At 36.3% G+C, this 20432-nt stretch carries 20 protein-coding genes and 1 riboswitch; of the genes, 12 read left to right on the top strand and 8 right to left on the bottom strand.

Annotated elements, in window-relative coordinates; genetic code table 11:
* Positions 1-40 precede the first annotated feature (40 nt).
* Positions 41-1249 carry a macrolide family glycosyltransferase gene (locus KDN24_RS01695; RefSeq protein ID WP_409974970.1) on the top strand — a complete coding sequence of 403 codons (1209 nt, stop codon included), beginning with the start codon at positions 41-43 and terminating at the stop codon, positions 1247-1249.
* A gap of 102 nt (positions 1250-1351) precedes the next feature.
* On the opposite strand, the gene KDN24_RS01690 is transcribed toward KDN24_RS01695, so the two are convergent.
* Positions 1352-1957 (bottom strand): LysE/ArgO family amino acid transporter, encoded by a 606-nt coding sequence (locus KDN24_RS01690; protein WP_409974969.1) that lies wholly within the window; start codon positions 1955-1957, stop codon positions 1352-1354.
* A 102-nt stretch (positions 1958-2059) separates the two neighbouring features.
* Between KDN24_RS01690 and KDN24_RS01685 the strand changes: the two genes are divergently transcribed.
* Positions 2060-3484: an aminotransferase-like domain-containing protein gene (locus tag KDN24_RS01685; RefSeq protein ID WP_409974968.1), complete on the top strand. Its 1425-nt coding sequence runs from the start codon at positions 2060-2062 to the stop codon at positions 3482-3484.
* Between the two features lie 244 nt (positions 3485-3728).
* Here KDN24_RS01685 and KDN24_RS01680 read toward each other — a convergent pair whose 3' ends face one another.
* From KDN24_RS01680 to KDN24_RS01670, 3 genes are all read right to left on the bottom strand, one after another.
* The gene (locus KDN24_RS01680) at positions 3729-4133 is read right to left on the bottom strand and encodes a YhfM domain-containing protein (RefSeq protein ID WP_409974967.1); all 405 of its coding nucleotides are present in this window, start codon (positions 4131-4133) and stop codon (positions 3729-3731) included.
* A 26-nt stretch (positions 4134-4159) separates the two neighbouring features.
* Positions 4160-4495: a hypothetical protein gene (locus tag KDN24_RS01675; RefSeq protein WP_409974966.1), complete on the bottom strand. Its 336-nt coding sequence runs from the start codon at positions 4493-4495 to the stop codon at positions 4160-4162.
* A gap of 353 nt (positions 4496-4848) precedes the next feature.
* Complete coding sequence (locus tag KDN24_RS01670; RefSeq protein ID WP_409974965.1) at positions 4849-5766, bottom strand: mechanosensitive ion channel family protein; 918 nt, start codon at positions 5764-5766, stop codon at positions 4849-4851.
* A gap of 379 nt (positions 5767-6145) precedes the next feature.
* Between KDN24_RS01670 and KDN24_RS01665 the strand changes: the two genes are divergently transcribed.
* The 3 genes from KDN24_RS01665 to KDN24_RS01655 are packed head-to-tail and all read left to right on the top strand — an operon-like array spanning position 6146 to position 8187.
* Positions 6146-6535: a GntR family transcriptional regulator gene (locus tag KDN24_RS01665; protein WP_409974964.1), complete on the top strand. Its 390-nt coding sequence runs from the start codon at positions 6146-6148 to the stop codon at positions 6533-6535.
* Positions 6519-7394, top strand: coding sequence for an ATP-binding cassette domain-containing protein (locus KDN24_RS01660; RefSeq protein WP_409974963.1), 876 nt, complete (start codon positions 6519-6521; stop codon positions 7392-7394). The genes KDN24_RS01665 and KDN24_RS01660 overlap by 17 nt, the downstream gene beginning before the upstream one ends.
* Before the next feature lies 1 nt (position 7395).
* The gene (locus KDN24_RS01655) at positions 7396-8187 is read left to right on the top strand and encodes a hypothetical protein (protein ID WP_409974962.1); all 792 of its coding nucleotides are present in this window, start codon (positions 7396-7398) and stop codon (positions 8185-8187) included.
* A gap of 184 nt (positions 8188-8371) precedes the next feature.
* On the opposite strand, the gene KDN24_RS01650 is transcribed toward KDN24_RS01655, so the two are convergent.
* Complete coding sequence (locus tag KDN24_RS01650; RefSeq protein WP_409974961.1) at positions 8372-9022, bottom strand: FusB/FusC family EF-G-binding protein; 651 nt, start codon at positions 9020-9022, stop codon at positions 8372-8374.
* 141 nt (positions 9023-9163) lie between these two features.
* Entirely contained in the window at positions 9164-9433 is a 270-nt protein-coding gene (locus KDN24_RS01645) for a CD3324 family protein (RefSeq protein ID WP_409974960.1), read from the bottom strand.
* A 334-nt stretch (positions 9434-9767) separates the two neighbouring features.
* Here KDN24_RS01645 and KDN24_RS01640 point away from each other — a divergent pair, with 334 nt between their 5' ends.
* Together KDN24_RS01640 and KDN24_RS01635 are read left to right on the top strand one after the other, a co-directional pair.
* Positions 9768-10547, top strand: a complete 780-nt coding sequence (locus tag KDN24_RS01640; protein ID WP_409975418.1) for an ABC transporter ATP-binding protein — start codon at positions 9768-9770, stop codon at positions 10545-10547.
* A gap of 2 nt (positions 10548-10549) precedes the next feature.
* Positions 10550-12190, top strand: coding sequence for a hypothetical protein (locus tag KDN24_RS01635; RefSeq protein WP_409974959.1), 1641 nt, complete (start codon positions 10550-10552; stop codon positions 12188-12190).
* Between the two features lie 127 nt (positions 12191-12317).
* On the opposite strand, the gene KDN24_RS01630 is transcribed toward KDN24_RS01635, so the two are convergent.
* Entirely contained in the window at positions 12318-12872 is a 555-nt protein-coding gene (locus KDN24_RS01630) for a GNAT family N-acetyltransferase (RefSeq protein WP_409974958.1), read from the bottom strand.
* A gap of 324 nt (positions 12873-13196) precedes the next feature.
* A riboswitch (cobalamin riboswitch) is annotated at positions 13197-13375 on the top strand.
* Positions 13376-13495: 120 nt separating this feature from the next.
* Here KDN24_RS01630 and KDN24_RS01625 point away from each other — a divergent pair.
* From KDN24_RS01625 to dut, 5 genes are all read left to right on the top strand, one after another.
* Positions 13496-13720, top strand: coding sequence for a glutaredoxin family protein (locus tag KDN24_RS01625; RefSeq protein WP_409974957.1), 225 nt, complete (start codon positions 13496-13498; stop codon positions 13718-13720).
* The gene (gene nrdI / locus KDN24_RS01620; protein WP_491348263.1) at positions 13717-14076 is read left to right on the top strand and encodes a class Ib ribonucleoside-diphosphate reductase assembly flavoprotein NrdI; all 360 of its coding nucleotides are present in this window, start codon (positions 13717-13719) and stop codon (positions 14074-14076) included. The genes KDN24_RS01625 and nrdI overlap by 4 nt, the downstream gene beginning before the upstream one ends.
* Positions 14073-16166 carry a class 1b ribonucleoside-diphosphate reductase subunit alpha gene (gene nrdE / locus KDN24_RS01615; RefSeq protein WP_409974955.1) on the top strand — a complete coding sequence of 698 codons (2094 nt, stop codon included), beginning with the start codon at positions 14073-14075 and terminating at the stop codon, positions 16164-16166. The genes nrdI and nrdE overlap by 4 nt, the downstream gene beginning before the upstream one ends.
* Positions 16154-17158, top strand: a complete 1005-nt coding sequence (gene nrdF / locus KDN24_RS01610) for a class 1b ribonucleoside-diphosphate reductase subunit beta (RefSeq protein WP_409974954.1) — start codon at positions 16154-16156, stop codon at positions 17156-17158. The genes nrdE and nrdF overlap by 13 nt, the downstream gene beginning before the upstream one ends.
* A gap of 179 nt (positions 17159-17337) precedes the next feature.
* The gene (gene dut / locus KDN24_RS01605) at positions 17338-17775 is read left to right on the top strand and encodes a dUTP diphosphatase (protein WP_409974953.1); all 438 of its coding nucleotides are present in this window, start codon (positions 17338-17340) and stop codon (positions 17773-17775) included.
* Between the two features lie 283 nt (positions 17776-18058).
* On the opposite strand, the gene metE is transcribed toward dut, so the two are convergent.
* The gene (metE, locus tag KDN24_RS01600; protein WP_409974952.1) at positions 18059-20356 is read right to left on the bottom strand and encodes a 5-methyltetrahydropteroyltriglutamate--homocysteine S-methyltransferase; all 2298 of its coding nucleotides are present in this window, start codon (positions 20354-20356) and stop codon (positions 18059-18061) included.
* Positions 20357-20432: the final 76 nt, after the last annotated feature.

Genomic DNA, 20432 nt, shown 5'->3' with positions numbered 1-20432 from the left:
GCTTCAAAGCGGAAGGCTCTTTACTTAAGGAGTGATAGAATTGGCACGTGTTTTATTTATTAATGGTGGCTCAGAAGGACATGTCAATCCAACGATTGGCGTTGTGCAAGAACTTATTTTGCGTGGAGAAGAGGTCATATACTTTACGATAGAAGCTTTTCGAGAGCGTATTGAGAAGACGGGAGCTACGGTACGAACATTTGACGGTCAAAAGTTTATTAAAGCCTTTATTTCAGGTGGAAGAAATCATTTACTCGAAAGAGTCAACGGTCTTTTACATACGGCAGATGTCGTCATACCAAGCATTCTTGAACAGATTAAAGGTGAGCATTTTGATTACATCATCCACGATTCTATGTTTGGCTGTGGACGTTTACTTGCCCAAATTCTTAAGCTGCCCGCTATCAATTCTTGTACCTCTTTTGCCGAGACGAAACGATCATTTGATAGAACATTAGAACATCTTTCACAGAATATCCCGACAGAAGTTTTGAACAGGATACATGATGATTTTCAAGACCTGACAACAAAAATAAAAGAAAAATATGAGGTTGAAGTCCATTCTCCTTATGAAGTTTTTTGCAACCCTGCACCACTTACAATTGTTTATACAACTAGAGAATTTCAACCTTTTGGAGAAGCATTCGACCAAAAATATAAATTTGTAGGTCCATCCATCTCTTCACGATTAACAGAAAAAAGCTTCGACCTTACTGCAATCAAGGGGAAAAGCCCCATTTACATTTCACTGGGAACTGTCTTTAACCGAGCCATTGATTTCTACAGGCTTTGTTTTAAGGCATTCGAGAACACTGAGCATACCATTGTCATGACGATTGGGGAACAAACTCAACTAGATGAATTGGGAGAGATCCCGCAAAACTTTATTGTAAAAAATTATGTTCCACAAACCGAAGTACTAAAATACACTAAATTATTTATCACACATGGTGGAATGAATAGTACCAATGAAGGTCTCTATTACGGGGTTCCGCTAATTGTAATCCCTCAAAGTGCCGATCAACCGATAATTGCCAATCAAGTTGTCAATATCGGAGCAGGCATTCAATTACAAATGCAAAGTTTAACAGCCAATCATCTATATGAAGCTGCAGATCATGTGTTACACCACTCTTCCTACCATAAGGCTATTGCAAACATTAGAGAATCCTTTCAAAAATCTGGTGGGTATCACAAAGCTGTTGATGAGATTTTCAAATTTAAAAGTCAATATGACATTAAAAGCTAAATTGTGAAGTTTATTACGATAAAGAATCTATTTTGAAAAAAGATTGATCAAAATGGATTCTTTTTCATCAGATTAAAATCATATTACACCCTAAAATGTACCTCACGTTATTAAGCCAATAAAAAGATAAATGGCAGTTCCCCAAATGAACAGGGCGGAGCATTTATTGAATATATTCATTAAACCTCCTGTACCATCTAACTTCTTCATGACTGTGCCCGCCAACGTTAGCCCAAAGAACCAAATCCAAGAGACTGTAATACAGGCGATTGTAAAAAATACTTGTTCTATTCCGACATATTTTAATGCACTTGTCCCAATCACACCGACAATATCTAGAATAGCATGAGGATTTAATAAAGAAACGGATAAAGCGAAGATGATTTGTTGGCGGATTGGCAATGCTTTGTTCGTTTCTGTTGTTGCTGGTTTAGAGCGCCAAATAGCGTATCCCATATAAAGTAGAAATAAAATCCCTGCAATCATGAGGCTAATCCGCAGCCATTCAAATTGTAAAACGATAACGGATAGCCCAAAGACAGCTAAGAGGATTAAAAAGGTATCGCACAGTGCAGCTGTAATCGTCGCCGGAAGTGCTCGAAGTAGTTTGGGCTGTGTCGCTCCTTGGGAAAATACAAATACATTCTGTACCCCTAAAGGTAAAATGAGACCGAACGCTAAGATTATTCCATGAAGAATGGCTTCCATGTAGTCAACTCCCTTTCAATTACTATCGTACTATGATACAACTAAAAGAAAACAACCAATTGGATGGTTTTATATCCACCCAATTTAGAAATGGGGGATTGGATGAATTGGAAACCAAATCGTCATTCTCACTTAACCATTCAAGAGCAAATTGTAGATTGGATAAAATCTCGTATAGAACGAGGGGATTGGACTGTTGGCACAAAAATTCCAACACAACGTCAACTAGCAACGTTATTTAATGTGAATCGAAGCACGGTGCAACTTGCCCTTGATGAATTAAGAGCAGATGGTTTACTCGAATCAAAAGTGGGATCAGGTGTATTTGTAGCTAATAACTCATGGAATGTGCTTTTGAACAGGGCTCAGCCGAATTGGCAGCAACATATTAAATCAAGTATTCATAAGCCAAACTACCATACGATTCAGCTCATAAATGAATATGAGCAAATGGACCATGTCATCCGACTTGGAACAGGTGAACTATCACCAGAATTACTCCCAACAAAACAAATCGAACAGTCGTTAAAAGAAATTTCACTTGAATCAAAGGCAATTGGCTATTCATCACCACAAGGAAGTGAAAGGCTTCGGGAAATTTTATGCAATTATTTAAAAGAGCGTGGTATTCAAACAGCACCAGAGAACATTTTAATTGTTTCAGGTGCACTTCAAGCACTACAATTGATTGCAATTGGATTATTAGAAAAAGAATCCATTGTCTTCCAAGAACAACCTTCCTATTTAAATTCTGTCCATCCCTTTCAATCAGCTGGAATGCGAATGATTTCAGTTTCACGGGATGCCCATTTAACAGAAAACTTACGGTCACTCAAAAGAAAAAGACAATCTTTATTTTACTGTGTACCAACATTACATAATCCGACAGGGTATAATTGGTCGATGGAAGAAAAGAAAAGTGTATACAATGCATGTAAAGAGCTGCAAATCCCGATTATTGAAGATGATGTGTATCACGAACTGTTATTTGAACCATCTTTGCCTTCCATAAAGTCGTTTGATACATCAGGGCAAGTCCTTTATATCGGCAGTGTATCCAAGACACTTAGTCCCGGATTACGAATTGGTTGGATTGTTGCACCTTCACCTGTTATTGAACGATTAGCTGATATAAAAATGCAAACGGATTATGGTTCAAGTGCCTTTTCTCAAGAAATTGTCGCACACTGGATATCGACTGGTTTATATGAAAAGCACTTGATTAAACTTCGTGAACAATTAAAAAGAAGGGCTTCTTTTGTAAAGGAAATATTAGAACAGGGATTTCAAAAAATTGCTACGTGGAATAAGTCTGAGGGTGGTTTCTATATATGGCTTAGGTTTCATGAACCCATTGTCAATAAAGCACTCTTTCTAAATTTACTTAATCAAAATGTGTTGATTAACCCAGGGTATATTTATGAAACAAGGGATTTACATCATATTCGTCTATCCTATGCCTACGCTTCATTGGAAGAGTTAAAAGAAGGTTTAACTATTTTACTAGAGCTATGCCGACAAGCGTAAAAGCCTAATAATATAGAGGTTAATACATACATATTAGACATGTATGTATGTATTAACCTCTTCCTTTTTTCTCTATTCATTCTTTAATCAAATAGATTAAAATCCTAATTTAATTTCTTTGCTCAAGGTATTGATAAATTGCCATCATCTCTCGTTTATTTAACTCACGAATCCGATTGAAAATAGGAATATCTGCTACATCTTCAAGGTTTGAGCCTTCAGCCAGCGAAGACAGGGAATTATTTTATTCATGCTTCCCAATTAAAATTTCATATAGGTTTGCTGAATCTTGTTTTGTTAATTGCACATATTTATCGGTATCGGTAACAATCTCTAAATTTTCACCATTTGGGCTAACCCATAGTAAATAAGACGCTATTTTGGTTTCGCCGCTATTTTTAAAAGGAAATTGAAATTGGTAGTCAGGAGGGCGTATCATTTCTACTTTTGCATTTTGCCAATTAGCCTGTTTCACTATCTCCATTGCTTTTTGAACCTGTTTACGATGTGTGACTTCTCTATAATCTTCAAAAATTCCGTCATCACTCATTTTTTGAACAGTTATTTTTTGACCTTTTATTTCTGACATACAACCCGAAGTAATGAGCAGAATGGCTAGTAAGAACATCGTTAATCTAATTTTTTTCATTAGCACCCCCCATTTCGATTTTTTCCCTACCCGACATATTTAAGTATTAACTGATATAATGCTAGGCAAAGTCCTAAAATACTTGATTTCATTTTAGGTGGATGGTTTCTTTTGCTACGAAGCAAGTAAATAAAAACTCCTATAAACCCCAAGGGAATCCATAGCTGAAAGACACCTTCTTTTGTACTATAAGAAAAAATTGGAGCAATGTAAGTACTAATGAGAAAGTAAAAGAAAACCGAAAAGCGACGTGTTTCTAATTGCTTGCTCCACCTTACTAAAAAGAAAATAATTATTATTGCGATAAGCGTAATGTGTAAAGGTGGTAGTGTAATAGCACTGTTTCCAAATTTGAATTCCATTCTGGATTGCCCCCCTTTTTTTTAATATGTCACCCTTAAGTAAAAAGCGAATCAAAAATGGAATAGACGCCTTATTTGGACTCTTATTTAATATACGAAATATTCTGGACTTATGCTAATTTATTTCTCGTCTTCAAGAAAACCATATATCGTCATACAAAATAAAGCAGAAAAAAGGGAAGCAGATAATTGTGACATGGAGTAGTAGAAAAGAGGAGAAGGAAATACTATCAAGAGATGGCGCCAGTTATTTAAATCCAGTTTAAAAAACAAACTTAATGTTGAAGTAATAATACGTTACCAGCAGACTACTTAAATAGCAGTCTGCTTTTTTGAAGAAAGGGATACATAAACTATAAATCTTCTACAGCCAATTGCTTTTCCAACGGTATTTGCGTCTTATTTTCCTTAACGATTTGTTTATTTTCTGGTTGAAAAGGACCAGCCTTCATGGCTTCCAATTCCCCGCTATCAGCCATCATCAAGTCGTTCTTGTAGGCAGCTATCGCCAGTTCATACCTTACTTTTTTGCTTGCTTCCGTGAAATCCTCTTCCTTCACAAGACCTGATATTGAATACCGGTGACCCCTGAAATCCACGTTCAGTTCAGTGATTTGGTTGAATTTGAAACTCTCCACAGGAACGCCGTTCTCATCCTTCAACAAGTATTCACTGTATTTCTTGTTACATGTTTGTGCGACTTCCTCCATTACCTTGAAGGCAGCGTCCGGATTTTGCCTATAGTTGAGGACAAGGTTTTCGTTCACTCGGCGCATTCTCCGATTTCCGTTCTGAAGTTCTGTAATGCTACTGTAGGATATCGTATAAAGGTATCCGTCATACTGGCGGATCTTCAAGTAGCGCATACTGATTTCCTCGATTTTCCCCTGACGATTTCCATTGATAATGACATAATCCCCGTGTTCGATCTGGCGCTCAAACAAGTAGGTTATCCCCATAATGTAATCCCGGATGATATGCTGGAAGATCAATGCGAAGGCACCCGCCAAAACAACCGAACCAGTGAAAAGCTTTTCCAGTCCTAAGCCTAATTCGCTAAGCACATAAATAAAGAAGAAGACCAATCCTAATACCTTTGTTACCTGTTTGGCGAATTGCTTTAATGTCTCTTCTCTCTTTTCATCCAAGATTTTCGTTTTGTAAAAGAAAAGATTAATAGATTTTCGAATTAAATAAACTATGAGAATAATCAGCAATCCCACCGTTAAAATTTTTATGGGTGTTTCTGGAAATTTCCACAAGAAAGACATCCTACCAACTCCTACTTTCTTTAAACTATACAAAAGGAATGCGGATAAGGAGAGAAAAACCTTACCTTCCCACAAACTCTTCATAATAGCTCGATTATATTGCCAATAATGTATTTTCCGTTGCTAAATGGATATTAAAAGATATCGTGATAAAGGTCAATAAGTAATACTTGGAGAGTTTTGTTTAATCACGTGAATAGGAACAGCCAATAAACTGGATAGGTAGTTTGTTTAAGAAAACTGAATCAGCTTAGTTCTTTACATGATGAACTTTTTTATTATTATTGTTGACAGTTTACTAAACTACACTTATAGTCATATACAAAAGTATATAACCATAACAGTTGTATTCAATGAAATAGAAATGTGGTGTTATCTGATGAATAGTTTGTCTAATCAAGAAAAACCAATATATGTTCAAATTCGAGAAAAAATCGAAGATCAAATTGTAAATAATCAGCTACACGAAGGAGAGCAAGCACCATCAACTAATCAGCTCGCTGCTTTTTATAAGATTAATCACATTACTGTTTCAAAAGGGGTTAATCAATTAGTTGATGAAGGGATACTTTACAAAAAAAGGGGTATTGGGATGTTTGTAGCAGAAGGAGCTAAGGAAAAGCTTATTTCAAAACGGAAAGCCACATTTAAGGATGTTGTTATTGTCGAATTGGTACTCGAGGCTGAAAAACTAGGGATTAGTGAAAGTGAAATCGTTGAATACATTAAACAGGTGAAAGGAAGAATGCAAAGTGACAATGGAAATTGAATTGAAAAACATTAGCCTCCATTATGGAACTCAGCAGGCGTTAAAAGATATTTCATTTAAGATGAGCGGGGAGAAAATTTATGGATTACTAGGGAGAAATGGAGCTGGGAAAACATCGTTATTGTCCATCCTTGCTTCATTTCGGGAACAAACGAAAGGCTCTATTAAAATAGCAGGTGAAGCTCCTTTTGAAAATGCAAAAATTATGCAGCAGGTGGCGTTTATTTACAATAAGAATTATAAAGAAGAATCTGATACATTAAAAGCTGCACTCGAAGGAGTTTCCAGATATCGACCAAATTTTGATAAGGATTACGCAAATGAATTAGCCAAACGTTTTAAATTGCCATATGATAAGCAGATTAAAAATTTTTCAAAGGGAATGCAGTCTGCTTTAAACGTTACGATCGGATTAGCTTGTCGAGCCCCCATTACGATTTTTGATGAGTCCTATCTTGGGATGGACGCTCCAACGAGAGAAATTTTTTATCAAGAAATGCTAAAAGACCAAGAAAAGCATCCGAGAATGATGATTGTTTCAACTCATCTTGTATCAGAAATGGATTATTTATTTGATGAAGTACTTATTCTCGATAAAGGGAAATTACTTCTACAAGAAGAGTTTGATACGCTTGTAACGAAAGGAGCCTCCGTAACGGGTAGCTCAGAAGATGTCGATGATTTTGTTAAATCTATGATACAGTTGAATATCCGACAGCTAGGTGGTACGAAATCAGTCATGGTTTATGGAGAAATAAGTGAGGCTGATCGGGAAACAGCACATTATAAAGGGCTGGAGATTGGAACGATTTCCCTTCAAGACTTATTTATATATTTAACTGAGGAGGAAATTGATTAACATGCAAAAACTTATTTATCCTAAAATTGCTGCTGATATGTTTCGGATTCAATTCTTTTGGGCTCTAGGCTACTTAGGGGTTATGTTATTTATACATATCGTTAAAATAGTTGCTTCCTTAATCAATAATGATGGAGTTGATCCCTATTTTGCAAGTGTGTATGTAACTTCAAATATTTTTATGCTCGTTATCGGGATTATTTCTACTTACGGGTTTCTTCAATATTATGTTGAAAATGGTGTGACTAGAAAAGATTATTATAAAGGGGCTGCACTCGCATCTATAGGGCTGTCACTATCAATACCCGTTGTAACAAGCTTCATATCCTTGCTAGAATTTGCGATTATTAAAATGGTGAACATCAATTTTTCAGTAGAAAAATCTATGTTTTTAGTAGAATCAGAGGATTTTGGAGGACCGATTAATAATATTATTGGGAATGTTTTTATATCAGTCGTTATCCCTCCTTCTGTAAGTCTATCTGACCATTGGCTATTAGGGGTTTTCGTATTAGCCTTAAATTTATTTTTCTTTTATTTGATTGGCTGGTTTATTAGCACAAGCTTTTACCGTTTACGCGCTGTTGGATTAGTGTCCATTATTGTTTCCTTTGTTATCATCTTTTTGTACGACTTTTTGTTAAGAACTCTATTAAATTTACCCCCTGTAGCGATGTTCTTAGACATTCAAATTCCAATGGTGGTTGCTGCTATAGGTATCATAATCATTATTTTTATGACGCTTTGGATGATCAGACAATTAATGAAAAGAGCTCCGATTAACTGTAGATAGTAACGAAATGAAAGCAGTGAAAGATTGAGGAAGTTATTAATAATTTGATATAAAAATAATATTTAAATTTTATTATCGAGGCCGTCCAATAAGTTGTTTTCCATCATAATAGCATCTTAAAAAATTAACGCAAAAATGGACTTTCTGGACAGCCTCATTAAGGATAGGAACCATTTCAAAAATTTCATATTCCTAGAGAGTCTTTTAGAAAAGTTGTTAAATAGGCAACATTGGATATTTTTTTGTTGCATTCACTGCTATCCGCACAAATAAGATTGCCGATGGACTTATAATAATCTGGATTTTTAGATTTTTTTGCCTTTGTTACGGTAGAAAAGTAGGCAACCTCACCAAAACAATTACAGAAGGAGCAAATATTTTTTTTACTAGTCGGTGTGAATTCACATTCAATCCCGACCATTTTCCCCTCAAGATCATAGACGATAAATTTTTTATTGGATCTTAGGTCGTTCCAGCTTAAATAGGTTAGCTGGTTATGATCTATATTTGATAAATCAGGCAGCTTTAATTTTTTATGTTTCGGAAACATTTTTTTCAGTTGCTGCTCGGTGATTTTTGGAAAAGGCAGCACATAGACCGAAAGATCCTGAATATATTGATCATACTCTTTTTCCGTTTTCAATCTTGAAATATTAATTATATCTTGTTGCTCCAATGAAGCGTTTGGAAAGAGGTCCATGATCTTGGCATTGGCTAAATCAATCGCAGCTGCCAATACGTTTTGTGGTACGTTCTTTTTGGTGCAATCTTTAATTAATGCAATCTGTTTTTTAATAAAATTTATCTGTTCATTTTTAATAAATTTTTCAGTCATACGTGTTTCTCCCAGCATTTTTTGTCGTCTCTTTACACTTATTATAAAAAAAGCAGGAACTTTCTAAAATGGAGAAAATGACTTAGAAGTGTTTTTTACATAAGAAAGCACTAATGAAGGATTTTCACCAGTGCTGTTCGTTTACTTTCTATGTGAATAGACAATTTTCTTAATGGTTTCGATTGAGAGATAATATTCCTCGGCTAGTTGATGGACACTGCTGCCATCAATAAAAGAATTTCTAATCGCCTCATTACGACGATCCAGTATTCGTCTCCCACCACTTGAGGCTCCCCATTTAAGATGCTCCGTTTTCGGCTTGGGGATGTATAAAGTTTCCCCTTGGACATACTTTTGGATTTCCTCAATTAGCTCTTCAGGTAAAACTTTGTTTGCATTCATATATTTCAATTTTGCCCGCCCCTTATTTTGATTTTGAGAAAAATAAGGTGCAAAGCCAAATATTAGAAAAGCTTATTTAGCGATAAAGTTAAATGTTTCGCCCCATGCAAAGTATCGCCTTTCCAATAATAGGCTTTGCATGAGTGGAAGAAGTACGGGACATTCTTAAGTGATTGTCCATCTGTAAGCACCCCCTTTATTTGAATTATAACGAAATTTACTACAAGATTGAATTGTTTTTGCTTGGTTTTTTTTGGTATTTAGTAAGCAATGGAGTTAATGTTACAATAGAAATAGAATAAATGGGTATAAAATCCAGAAACGAGGCTTAAGAATTAAGATGATGGAAGAATTTATATTAGAAATTACTGATTTGAAAAAGAATTATGGTCCAAAGTCAGTACTAAATGGTGTTTCTCTTCAAGTGAAAAAAGGAGAAATCATTGGGTATATTGGACCGAATGGAGCTGGGAAAAGTACCACAGTTAAAATCATGCTTGGCATTGAAGACAATTATTCCGGCGAGATCAAAATTTTCGGTCATGATATTTCTGATGGAAATATCGAATATAAAAGAAAAATCGGTTACGTACCGGAAATTGCCGAGGTTTACGATAATTTAACCGCCCAAGAATATTTAACCTTTATTGGCGAATTGTATGGCCTCAGCCTTGACCTCGCTGATTATAAGGCAAAAAGCTTAATGGAACTATTTGGGATAGGCGAAGTCTATCATTCTCGTATCGCATCTTACTCAAAAGGAATGCGTCAAAAGCTTTTAATTATTTCGAGCTTATTACATAATCCGGAGCTTTTATTTTTTGATGAGCCTATTAATGGTTTGGATGCAAACAGCGTCATGATTTTTAAGGAAATCATGACACAGCTTTCCGAACAAGGGAAAACGATTTTCTACTCTTCTCATATTATGGATGTGGTCGAAAAAATAAGCAGCCGCATCATTCTCCTTCATGACGGTAAAATTGCTGCAGATGGTACATTTGAAGAGTTAAAGCAGCAAAATACTAAGGGGTCACTTGAACAAATTTTTAACCAACTTACAGGATTTAATGAACATAAAGAGCTTGGTGCAAGATTTGTATCGGTCGTAGGGGAGATGTAAGAATGCAAGATTATCGGACGCTGAAACTATTAGATCGTTTTGAGAAAGTTTTTATCAGCTTTGGCGTAGATTATAAGATTATGAGAAGAATTTTACAAGTTAAATTAACAATGGACGGCCGTCGTGTACCAACTATTTTCTCACAAAATGGGAAAAATAAAGAGGAAAAGAACAATCAGTACATAAAATCTTTATGGATTTATGTGTTTTTTAGTCTGTTTCTGATTCCATTTGTACTTATGGGTGACAATTATCTTTTCCAAATGAGTCTCTTCTTTGGGATCTTTACCTTTTTTGTCATGACCTCCATGATTGCCGATTTTTCTACTGTTTTACTAGACATCCGTGATCGAAACATTCTGTTTCCGAAGCCGGTTGATCGAAAAACGATTAGTACTGCAAAAATGGTGCATGTTGTCATTTATCTCTCTTTCCTTACGATAGCGCTTGTCAGTCTCCCTTTGATTGTTGGGCTTGTTAAAAATGGTTTCATGTTTTTCCTACTCGCAGCTGTAAATATCATCCTCATTGACCTGTTGATCGTTGGGTTAACCGCCCTTATCTATTTAGTTATCTTACGATTCTTTGATGGGGAAAAATTAAAAGATATTATTAATTATGTCCAAATTGGGCTGTCACTTATGATCATGATTGGGTATCAATTACTTGTTCGCTCATTTCAGCTCATTGACATAACCGTTTCGCTTGAACCGCAATGGTGGCAAATATTTATCTTTCCAATGTGGTATGGGGCAAATATGGAAATGATGATAAATGGTGCCTATCAACTGTTTCACCTATTATTTTCAGCTTTAGGAATCCTAATTCCTCTCCTATCCATTTGGGTTTATATGAAATTTAATCATGTTTTTGAACAAAATCTTCAAAAACTTACTTATCATGGGAAAGCAAAGGAAAAGAAACATAGTAAGCTTGGTCATTTGTTCCTTAAAATTATTTGTCGCTCAAATGAAGAAAGGGTCTTTTTCCGATTTGCCAGTTCCATGATGAAAAATGAACGAGATTTTAAATTGAAGGTCTATCCATCTTTAGGTTTTTCTATCGTGATTCCTTTTATTTTTATCTTAAATGGTTTTGACACCAATTTTGAACATCTATCGACTAGCAAATCATATTTAACAATTTACTTTAGCTTGATCATCATCCCAACCATCATAATCCTGCTGAAGTTTTCTGGAAAATATAAAGGGGCGTGGATTTACAGGGTTGCACCGATACAACAACCGAAACCGATATTTAGTGGTACGATAAAGGCGTTTATCTTTAAGTTGTATTTACCCGTGTACTTGCTTTTAAGTGCAGGATTTATTGGATTATTCGGCGTGAGAGTTTTGCCAGATCTTATCGTTGTATTTTTAAACGCCTGCATTTATGCTGTCATTTGTTTTATGATACTTAAAAAATCTATTCCCTTCTCAGAGCCTTTTGATCAGTACAATCAAAACAGCAACAGTGCCATTATATTCGGTTTAATGCTCATTGTTGCATTGTTTGCTGGTCTGCATTTTATCAGCACTTTGTTCACTTTCGGAATCTATCTATATATGGGAATTGCTATCATTTGTTTAGCTGCTCTATGGAAACTAGCTTTCAATCTTACTTGGGAAAAGATGATTGAATAATTCGTTTGGTACTGGAGCAATATACGCCACACAAGTTAGGATTAAAACCTAAACGGGCTGTCCCAAAAGTGGACAGCCCCGTTTTTTATTTCAACTCTTATGTATCGAAAAGCCATTTGAATCTACGCTATTCCGAAGTATTCCTACCCTGAGAATTGCTTGGAAGCAAAGAGTAAACGTTCGTATCATATGGAACATTATTTTGATACATATAATTTCTAAGAACGCCTTCTTTTTCAAACCCTAATTTTGTTAATAATACATTAGATGCCTCATTTTCTGTAAACACAACTGCCCCAATACGAGTTAAATCAAGTTCATTAAATCCGTACGATATAACTTTTAAAACCGCTTCAGTAGCATATCCATTTCCCCATTGTTCAGGTAAAAGTGCATATGCAATTTCAGCTCTATTATGTTCGGAAGACCAATCATGAAATCCAATAGTCCCAATAATTCCTTCTTTTTCTTTTATGGCAATCCCCCATTTAATTCCACGTTTTTCCCTGTAGTTATCTGAAAAATTCTTAATTATATTTTTAACTTGTTCTATACTTGTTAATGGGTTTTGCCCATAGTAACGCAATACATCCTCATTTGAAAAACAATCCAATACACCTTGTGCATCATCTTCTATTAGTTCTCTCAAGATTAGTCTTTCTGTTTCTAATATCGGAAACATTCGCTCACTCCTTTTTGCATAATTCTATAAATCTTACAATGCATGATCACTCAAGTCCACAAAAAAGTTTTCTTTAAAGCTTGATCATAAATACTTCGCAAATTTTTGGTTTAAATCCATACATCATTTTTTATCCCTTACTTTAAGTATTTTAACACTCTCTGAAAAGCATTATTTAATTACTTTGCAATTGGACAGAAAATGATATAAGTATTTTTGTTCGTATTTCTAGATTTAGGACTTCCGCTCCATTAAAGTTCATATTTAATAGATTTACTTTTGATTTGAAGAATGATAAACTTAAAACTATCGAAAAACAATATATGGTATTCGTTTTATAAAGGTACTACTAGATGTAGTTTAATAGGGAAGTTCGGAGCAATACCGACGCTGTCCCCGCAACTGTGAAGCTGACGATGATTCAAAGCCACTATGCATTCGCATGGGAAGGGAATCGGAGAATGAAGCAAAGCCAGGAGACCTGCCTATATAAAACAGATGTATCATTTCTTCGGGGATTGAGAAATGGAGACGTAACCATTTTTTTATTTCTGAACGTTTCCATTTTATGCTATCTCTTTCCATAGAGGTAGCTTTTTTATTTTTACGAAAAGAGGGATTACATGAAACTTTATACGAAAACAATTTGTCCTAAATGTCTTTGGGTAAAATCCGAATTACAACGTGTGGGGATTGAAGCAGACATCATTAATATTGATCTAGATGAACAAGCAAAGCAAACAATTATGGAAGCAGGTTTCTTGACTGTTCCTGTTCTTGAATTCGAAGGAAAGTTTTACGGTGATATTAAGGAAGTTATATCCCAAATTGAGCTGATTGCACAATGATTGCTTATGCCAGTCGAACTGGCAATGTACGATATATTACCTCCAAATTACAGGCCGAATCCATTGAGATTTCTGAGGAATTAATGTTGGATAAGCCTTACCTATTAATTACCTATACCGATGGGTTAGGTGAAATTCCTGTAAAGGTTGTCCGTTTTTTAGAACAAAACGCAAACTTATGTAAAGGTGTAGTGGTTAGTGGAAATAGTAACTTCGGTCATACGGTATTTGGCGGTGCCGGCGATAAGATTGCCACGATGTATCATATACCCCTAGTGCGCAAATTAGATTTACGAGGATATCAGGCTGATTATGAAACTATTCAACAGTTTTATGAAACGAGGGTGATAGGATGAAAACATATTTAAAGCTAAATAATGATGTCCTTAATCGTTATAGCACAACAGGACAATTAGAGTTGGAAAAAGACCGTGAAGCCACAAGGCGTTACTTTTTAGAATATGTAAATGTACGTCTACGTTACTTTATTGATATTGAAGAAAAGATTCGTTATTTAGTAGATGAAGGCTACTATGAAAAAGAGTTTATTAACATGTATGACATGGATTTTATAAAAAACATGTATAAAAAAGCTTATGATTATCACTTCCGTTTTCCATCATTTATGAGTGCTAGCAAGTTTTATGATAGCTATGCCATGAAAAGCCGTGACGGGGAGGAAATTCTAGAAAAATATGAAGATCGAATTGTGATCATTGCCTTGTATTTAGCACAAGGCAATACGGAGCTAGCAGAACGAGCAGTGGAAGTCATGATGGAGGCTTATCAACCTGCTACCCCAACTGCTTTAAACAGCGGGAAGAAAGCACGCGGCGAGTTAGTTAGCTGTTTTAAATTAACAATGGATGACTCGATGAATAGCATCGCAGAAAATATCGGATATTGTTTGGAATTATCACGTCTTGGCGGCGGGGTTGGGGTGAATTTATCCGATTTGCGTCCATTAGGTGACCCGATTAAAGGCATTTTAAACCGTGCCAGCGGGGTGCTGCCTGTTGCAAAGCTTTTAGAAAACTCATTTAGCTATTCTAATCAGCTAGGACAACGAAACGGATCGGGAGTGGCCTATTTAAATATTTTTCATGCAGATATCGAAAATTTTATTTCATCGAAAAAACCGAATGCCGATGATAAAATTCGCCTGGCAACACTATCAACAGGGATCATTATTCCGAATGTATTCTTCGAACTAATGAAAAGAGATAAAGATATTGTGTTGTTTAGTCCATACGATATTTATAAAGAATATGGCAAACGAATGTCTGAGATTTCAATTACAGAGATGTATTACGAATTACTAGATAATCCTAATATCCGTAAAATCAAACGGCTTAATGCAAGAAAGCTTTATACAGAAGTAAAAAAGGCACAATTTGAATCTGGCTATCCGTTTGAAATCTTCGATGATAATGTCAATGACGTCCATCCCCTCAAAAAAATGGGCCGTGTGAAAATGTCTAATCTATGTACGGAAATTTTACAAGTACAGCAAACAAGCATGATTACTGACCAAGATAAACCAAACGAATACGGCTTAGATGTGTCCTGTAATTTAGGCTCTATTGATATCCATACAGCTAGTAAGGTAAAGGATTTTGAAAAATTAATTGATACAGCTATGCGTTTGCTAACGAATGTTTCGCAAATGACCGACATCAAAAATGTGCCATCTGTTAGCAAGGCTAATAAATTAATGCATTCTGTAGGACTTGGTGTGATGAATTTACACGGACATCTTGTGTCACAAGGAATTCTATACGGTTCAAAGGAATCAATTGCATTTATCGACTGCTTTATGGAAGCAATGAACTATTATTCACTGAAAACATCAATGGAAATTGCTAAAGAACGCGGCAAATCATTCTATCGCTTTGAGGATAGTGATTATGCATCAGGAATTTATTTTGATTCATATGTGAATAAAATGGACCAAGAACTAGCACCTGTTGTGATAAAAGCACTCGGTAATATACCACTCATCACTCAAAAGATGTGGCAGACATTAAAGGAAGATATCATGCAATATGGCTTATTTCATTCATACCGTTTAGCGATAGCGCCAACGGGCAGTATTTCCTATATACGTAGCTGTACTGCTTCCATTGCTCCTTGTACGGAGCGTGTTGAAATCCGTGATTATGCTGACAGTCGCACGATCTATCCAATGCCCCATTTAACAAATGATAATACACATTTATATGTAGAAGCTTACGACGTTAATCCATATGATTTGATTGATTTATATGCTGCTGCCCAAAAACATGTCGATCAAGGAATTTCGATGACGCTTTATGTCACTGACAATTGGACAACCGAGCAACTGGCGAAAATTTATATTTATGCTTGGATGAAGGGCATTAAGTCAGTTTATTATGTTCGTCAACGATTACAAACATTAGAGGAGTGCGTAGCATGTCAAATTTAACCTATGAGGCGGTCAACTGGAATAAGCCAACAAGTGAACTTGCTCAAGTGTTTTGGGATCAGCAATGGAAGCAAATTTGGTTCCCAGAGGAAATTGCCGTAAGCAAAGACGTTAAACAGTGGCAAAGCTTTGAACACCAGGATACGTATAAAAAAGTTCTTGCTGGGTTGACATTACTTGATACAGTTCAAACAAATATTGGCATGAATCATATTGCTGATTATGCACCTGATTTACAGGAAAAGGCTGTTTTCACAGTTTTTGCAGCCTTTGAAGCGATTCATGCGAAATCCTACTCCTATATCTTTACGACACTTTGTACGAACAATGAAATTGATGAGCTTTTTGACTGGGTAAAGAAAAATGAGTATTTGCAATACAAATCAAAAAAAATTGGCGATGTTTATAACAGTATTGAAGAAGGAAATCCGGAAAGCTTATGGAAAGCATTATTTTCGTCTGTCATGCTTGAATCCTTCTTGTTTTACTCAGGGTTTTTCTACCCACTATATTTAGGTGGACAAGGGTTCCTGCGTAATAGCGCAGAGGTTATTTCGCTTATTTTGCGAGATGAATCGATCCATGGTGTGGCTGTTGGTTTTTTTGCGCAAAATATTTTCAAGGAATTTACGAAGGAAAAGCAGGATGAATTGAAAGTATGGGGCTATGAACTATTACTCGATCTGTATCAAAATGAAATGTTATATACTGATGATGTATATGCTGAAACAGGCTTGTCACCAGAGGTTAAAGCATATGTCCGCTATAACGCAAATAAAGCGTTAATGAATGTCGGCTTCGAGCAAATGTTTCCAGAGGAAGAGATTAATCCAATTGTTATGAATGGCATTCGCAATGAAGGCTCGACATATGATTTCTTTTCACAAAAGGGCGCTACTTACTCGAAAGCAAAAGTAGCTCCTATAACAGATGACACCTTTAATTTTAACTTTCTTCAGCAGAATTCTCTTAACAATGTAAGTGAGAGATGAATGCGAATTGAGTATCTAATTTAGTGGGTGTCCAAGCTCATGCTGAATAAAGTTAAAGCCTCCGGCGGATGCCTCAGATTTTCAAAGGAAGTTTATCGAGCAAGCTCGATAAAATCTGGGCGCAATTTCGTCAAGACGAAATTTATTAGAGAGAAATTGATTAGATAGGGAGAAGCAACATGAACTTAGAAGTAAAAATCAAGAGAATTCATGCTGATGCAAAGCTTCCTTTGCAAGCAAATCCAGGGGATGCGGGAATGGATCTGTATTCAATTGAAATGGTTGAGATCCCACCTGGAGAATCAAGATTAATTCAAACAGGGCTGCAAATAGAATTGCCAAAAGGAACGGAAGCACAAATACGCCCTAGAAGTGGTCTAGCTCTAAAACATAGTGTGACGGTACTGAATAGCCCTGGGACGATCGATGAAGGATATCGAGGAGAAATTGGCGTTATTATGATTAATCACGGAAAAGAAACTTTTGTAATCGAGAAATCTATGCGTTTAGCTCAAATCGTTATTCAAATGGTTCCATTCATTCAGCTTACAGAAGTAAATGAATTATCTCAATCTGTACGAGGGGAATCCGGATTTGGTGCGAGTGGTACAAAATAAAAGGGATTCCTTTGAACATTTTAATTGGGTAGGAATGGTGGAAAGAGCATGTTTTGATCACACTCAAAACTGCTCTTTCTCTTTGTTCAAGCTTTCTGCTATCCTATCGAATCATCGCTCTATTTTTTCTAAGCTCCTTACGTCCAGGAGCCGATTAGTATTTGGTGGAAGAACTAGTTTTGTCTGGATTGTTCTTGAGCGTTCTACTGAAAAAGCTTGTTCCATCATGATCACTCCATTTAATTATGGATTTCCAAAAAAGCAGATTTCCTTCCCTAGATCCCTATCCCTTTTTCACAAGCAGCTTGTCTCTTGTTTGCCTTGCCGCTTCAACCATTACCTTTAGTGCTGCAACCGTCTCATCAATACCCCGTGTTTTTAAACCACAATCAGGATTGATCCAGAATAGCCTCGGATCCAGTACTTGAAGGGCACGATCAATGCTTCTTGTCAGCTCTTCAAGCTGTGGGACACGTGGACTATGAATATCATAGACACCAAGACCGATCCCTTTGTCATATGTATTTTCTTCAAAGGCATGAATTAATTCCCCGTGACTTCTTGATGTTTCAATTGAAATGACATCGGCATCGAGCGCTTTGATAGCATTGATAATATTTTTAAAGTCTGAATAACACATATGGGTATGAATTTGTGTATCGTTTTTGACAGACGTTGTTGCCAGTTTGAACGCATAAACTGCAGAATCAAGATAGTCTTTTTGCTTCTCATATTTTAAAGGCAGCCCTTCACGAATGGCTGGTTCATCGACTTGAATCATACGGATTCCATTTTTCTCAAGTGTTTCAACTTCTTGTCGAAGCGCAAGCGCAATTTGATTTGCTACTTCAAAACGTGGAATATCATCGCGTACAAACGACCAGTTTAAGATGGTAATTGGACCTGTCAGCATTCCCTTTACAGGTTTGTCTGTTAAGGATTGGGCATATACAGTTTCTTCGACTGTCATTGGTTCTTGATAGGACACGTCACCATATATAAGCGGCGGCTTCACACATCGTGAACCATATGACTGTACCCAACCGAATTTCGTAAATTGAAAGCCCGCTAATTTCTCACCGAAATATTCAACCATGTCTGTACGTTCAAATTCTCCATGTACAAACACATCGAGACCAAGTTCTTCTTGAATTTCAATCCATTTTTTTATTTCTGCTTTTATATATTTCTCATAGTCTGCAGCATTTAGCTCGCCTTTCCGCCATTTTAAACGCTGTTTTCTGACTTCTTGTGTTTGTGGGAAGCTTCCAATTGTTGTAGTGGGGAGAAGTGGCAATTGAAAGGCCTCCTCCTGCAATCCTTGACGTACGCTAAACAGTTCTTGCCGCTCCGCATTATACGTATGCAGTTTGTGGATAGCCTCCTGAACTTCTTTATTGTTTCGAACGGATGAATGATTTAATGCTTCAATCGATTCTATACTCGTAGCAATGTCTACCTGTATCGTTTCTTTCCCTTTGTTCAGTCCTTTTGTAAGTACAACAATTTCATGCAATTTTTCATCAGCAAAAGCTAATGCATCTGTTAAAATCTCCCCCAGCGCTTCTTCGTTTTTTGTTGTTACAGGCACATGAAGTAGGCTTGATGAGGGCTGTACAATGAGTTGATCTTTTGAAACGACCTCTGCAATCTCCGTAAGAATAGAGAACCTATCATCAAGATTTGCACGCCATATATTACGCCCGTCAACAACTCCAGCAGCAAGTATCTTATCTTTCGGAAAACCATACTTTTTCAAAGCAGCAAGATTCTGACCAGAATCATGTACAAAATCAAGTCCAATTCCTTGTACAGGAAGTGAAGTAATATCTTCATAATGTTCGATGCTCTCAAAGTACGTTTGCAAAATCACCTTTATTTTTGGTGCTGCTTCATGCAATGCTTGATAAATATTATGGCAGAATGCAACCTCTTCTTTTGAAATCGTAGTTGCTAAAATCGGTTCATCGATTTGTACCCATTCGACTCCCTCTTGTTGTAATTCGCGTAAAATGTCCGCATAAAGAGGGACAAATTGATTTACAACTTTTTCCAATTCACTCTCCTCATAGCCCTTTGAAAGTTTTACAAATGTTAAAGGTCCTAACATAACAGGCTTTCCATCAATATTAAGTTTTTGTTTCGCCTCTTTATAAAATTGAAGTGGACGGTTTTCGACAAGAGTAGGAACTGCTTCGTTAAGTTCTGGAACAATATAGTGATAGTTTGTGTTAAACCATTTTGTCATTTCAGCTGCAACCGCACCTTTAGTCCCTCTAGCTATATCAAAATATGTTTCAAGCGATACTTTACCTCCGCCGTATTCAAAGCGCTTCGGGACTAAGCCAAACATAACAGCTGTATCAAGTACATGGTCATATAAGCTAAAATCTCCAACTGGGATCAAATCAATGCCCTGAACCGCTTGCTTCTGAAGATGCTGCAAGCGAATCTCCTCCATTTGTTTTAAGAAAACCTCTTTTTCCAATTTACCTGCCCAAAACTGTTCAAGCGCTTTTTTCCATTCGCGTTTTTCACCAATTCTTGGATAACCTACATTCGAGCTTTTTACTTTATTCATATAATTTTCCACTCCTTATCCGTTTGTATTTTCGTCCTCAACAAAAAATCTCCCTTTTCAAATAGAAAAGAGAGAT

Origin of the sequence: Cytobacillus sp. Bva_UNVM-123 (genome assembly GCF_046351715.2) — a bacterium.
GTDB lineage: Bacteria > Bacillota > Bacilli > Bacillales > Cytobacillaceae > Cytobacillus.
The sequence above is the reverse complement of the archived record's forward strand: the minus strand, read 5'-3'. Positions and strand labels throughout refer to the sequence as shown.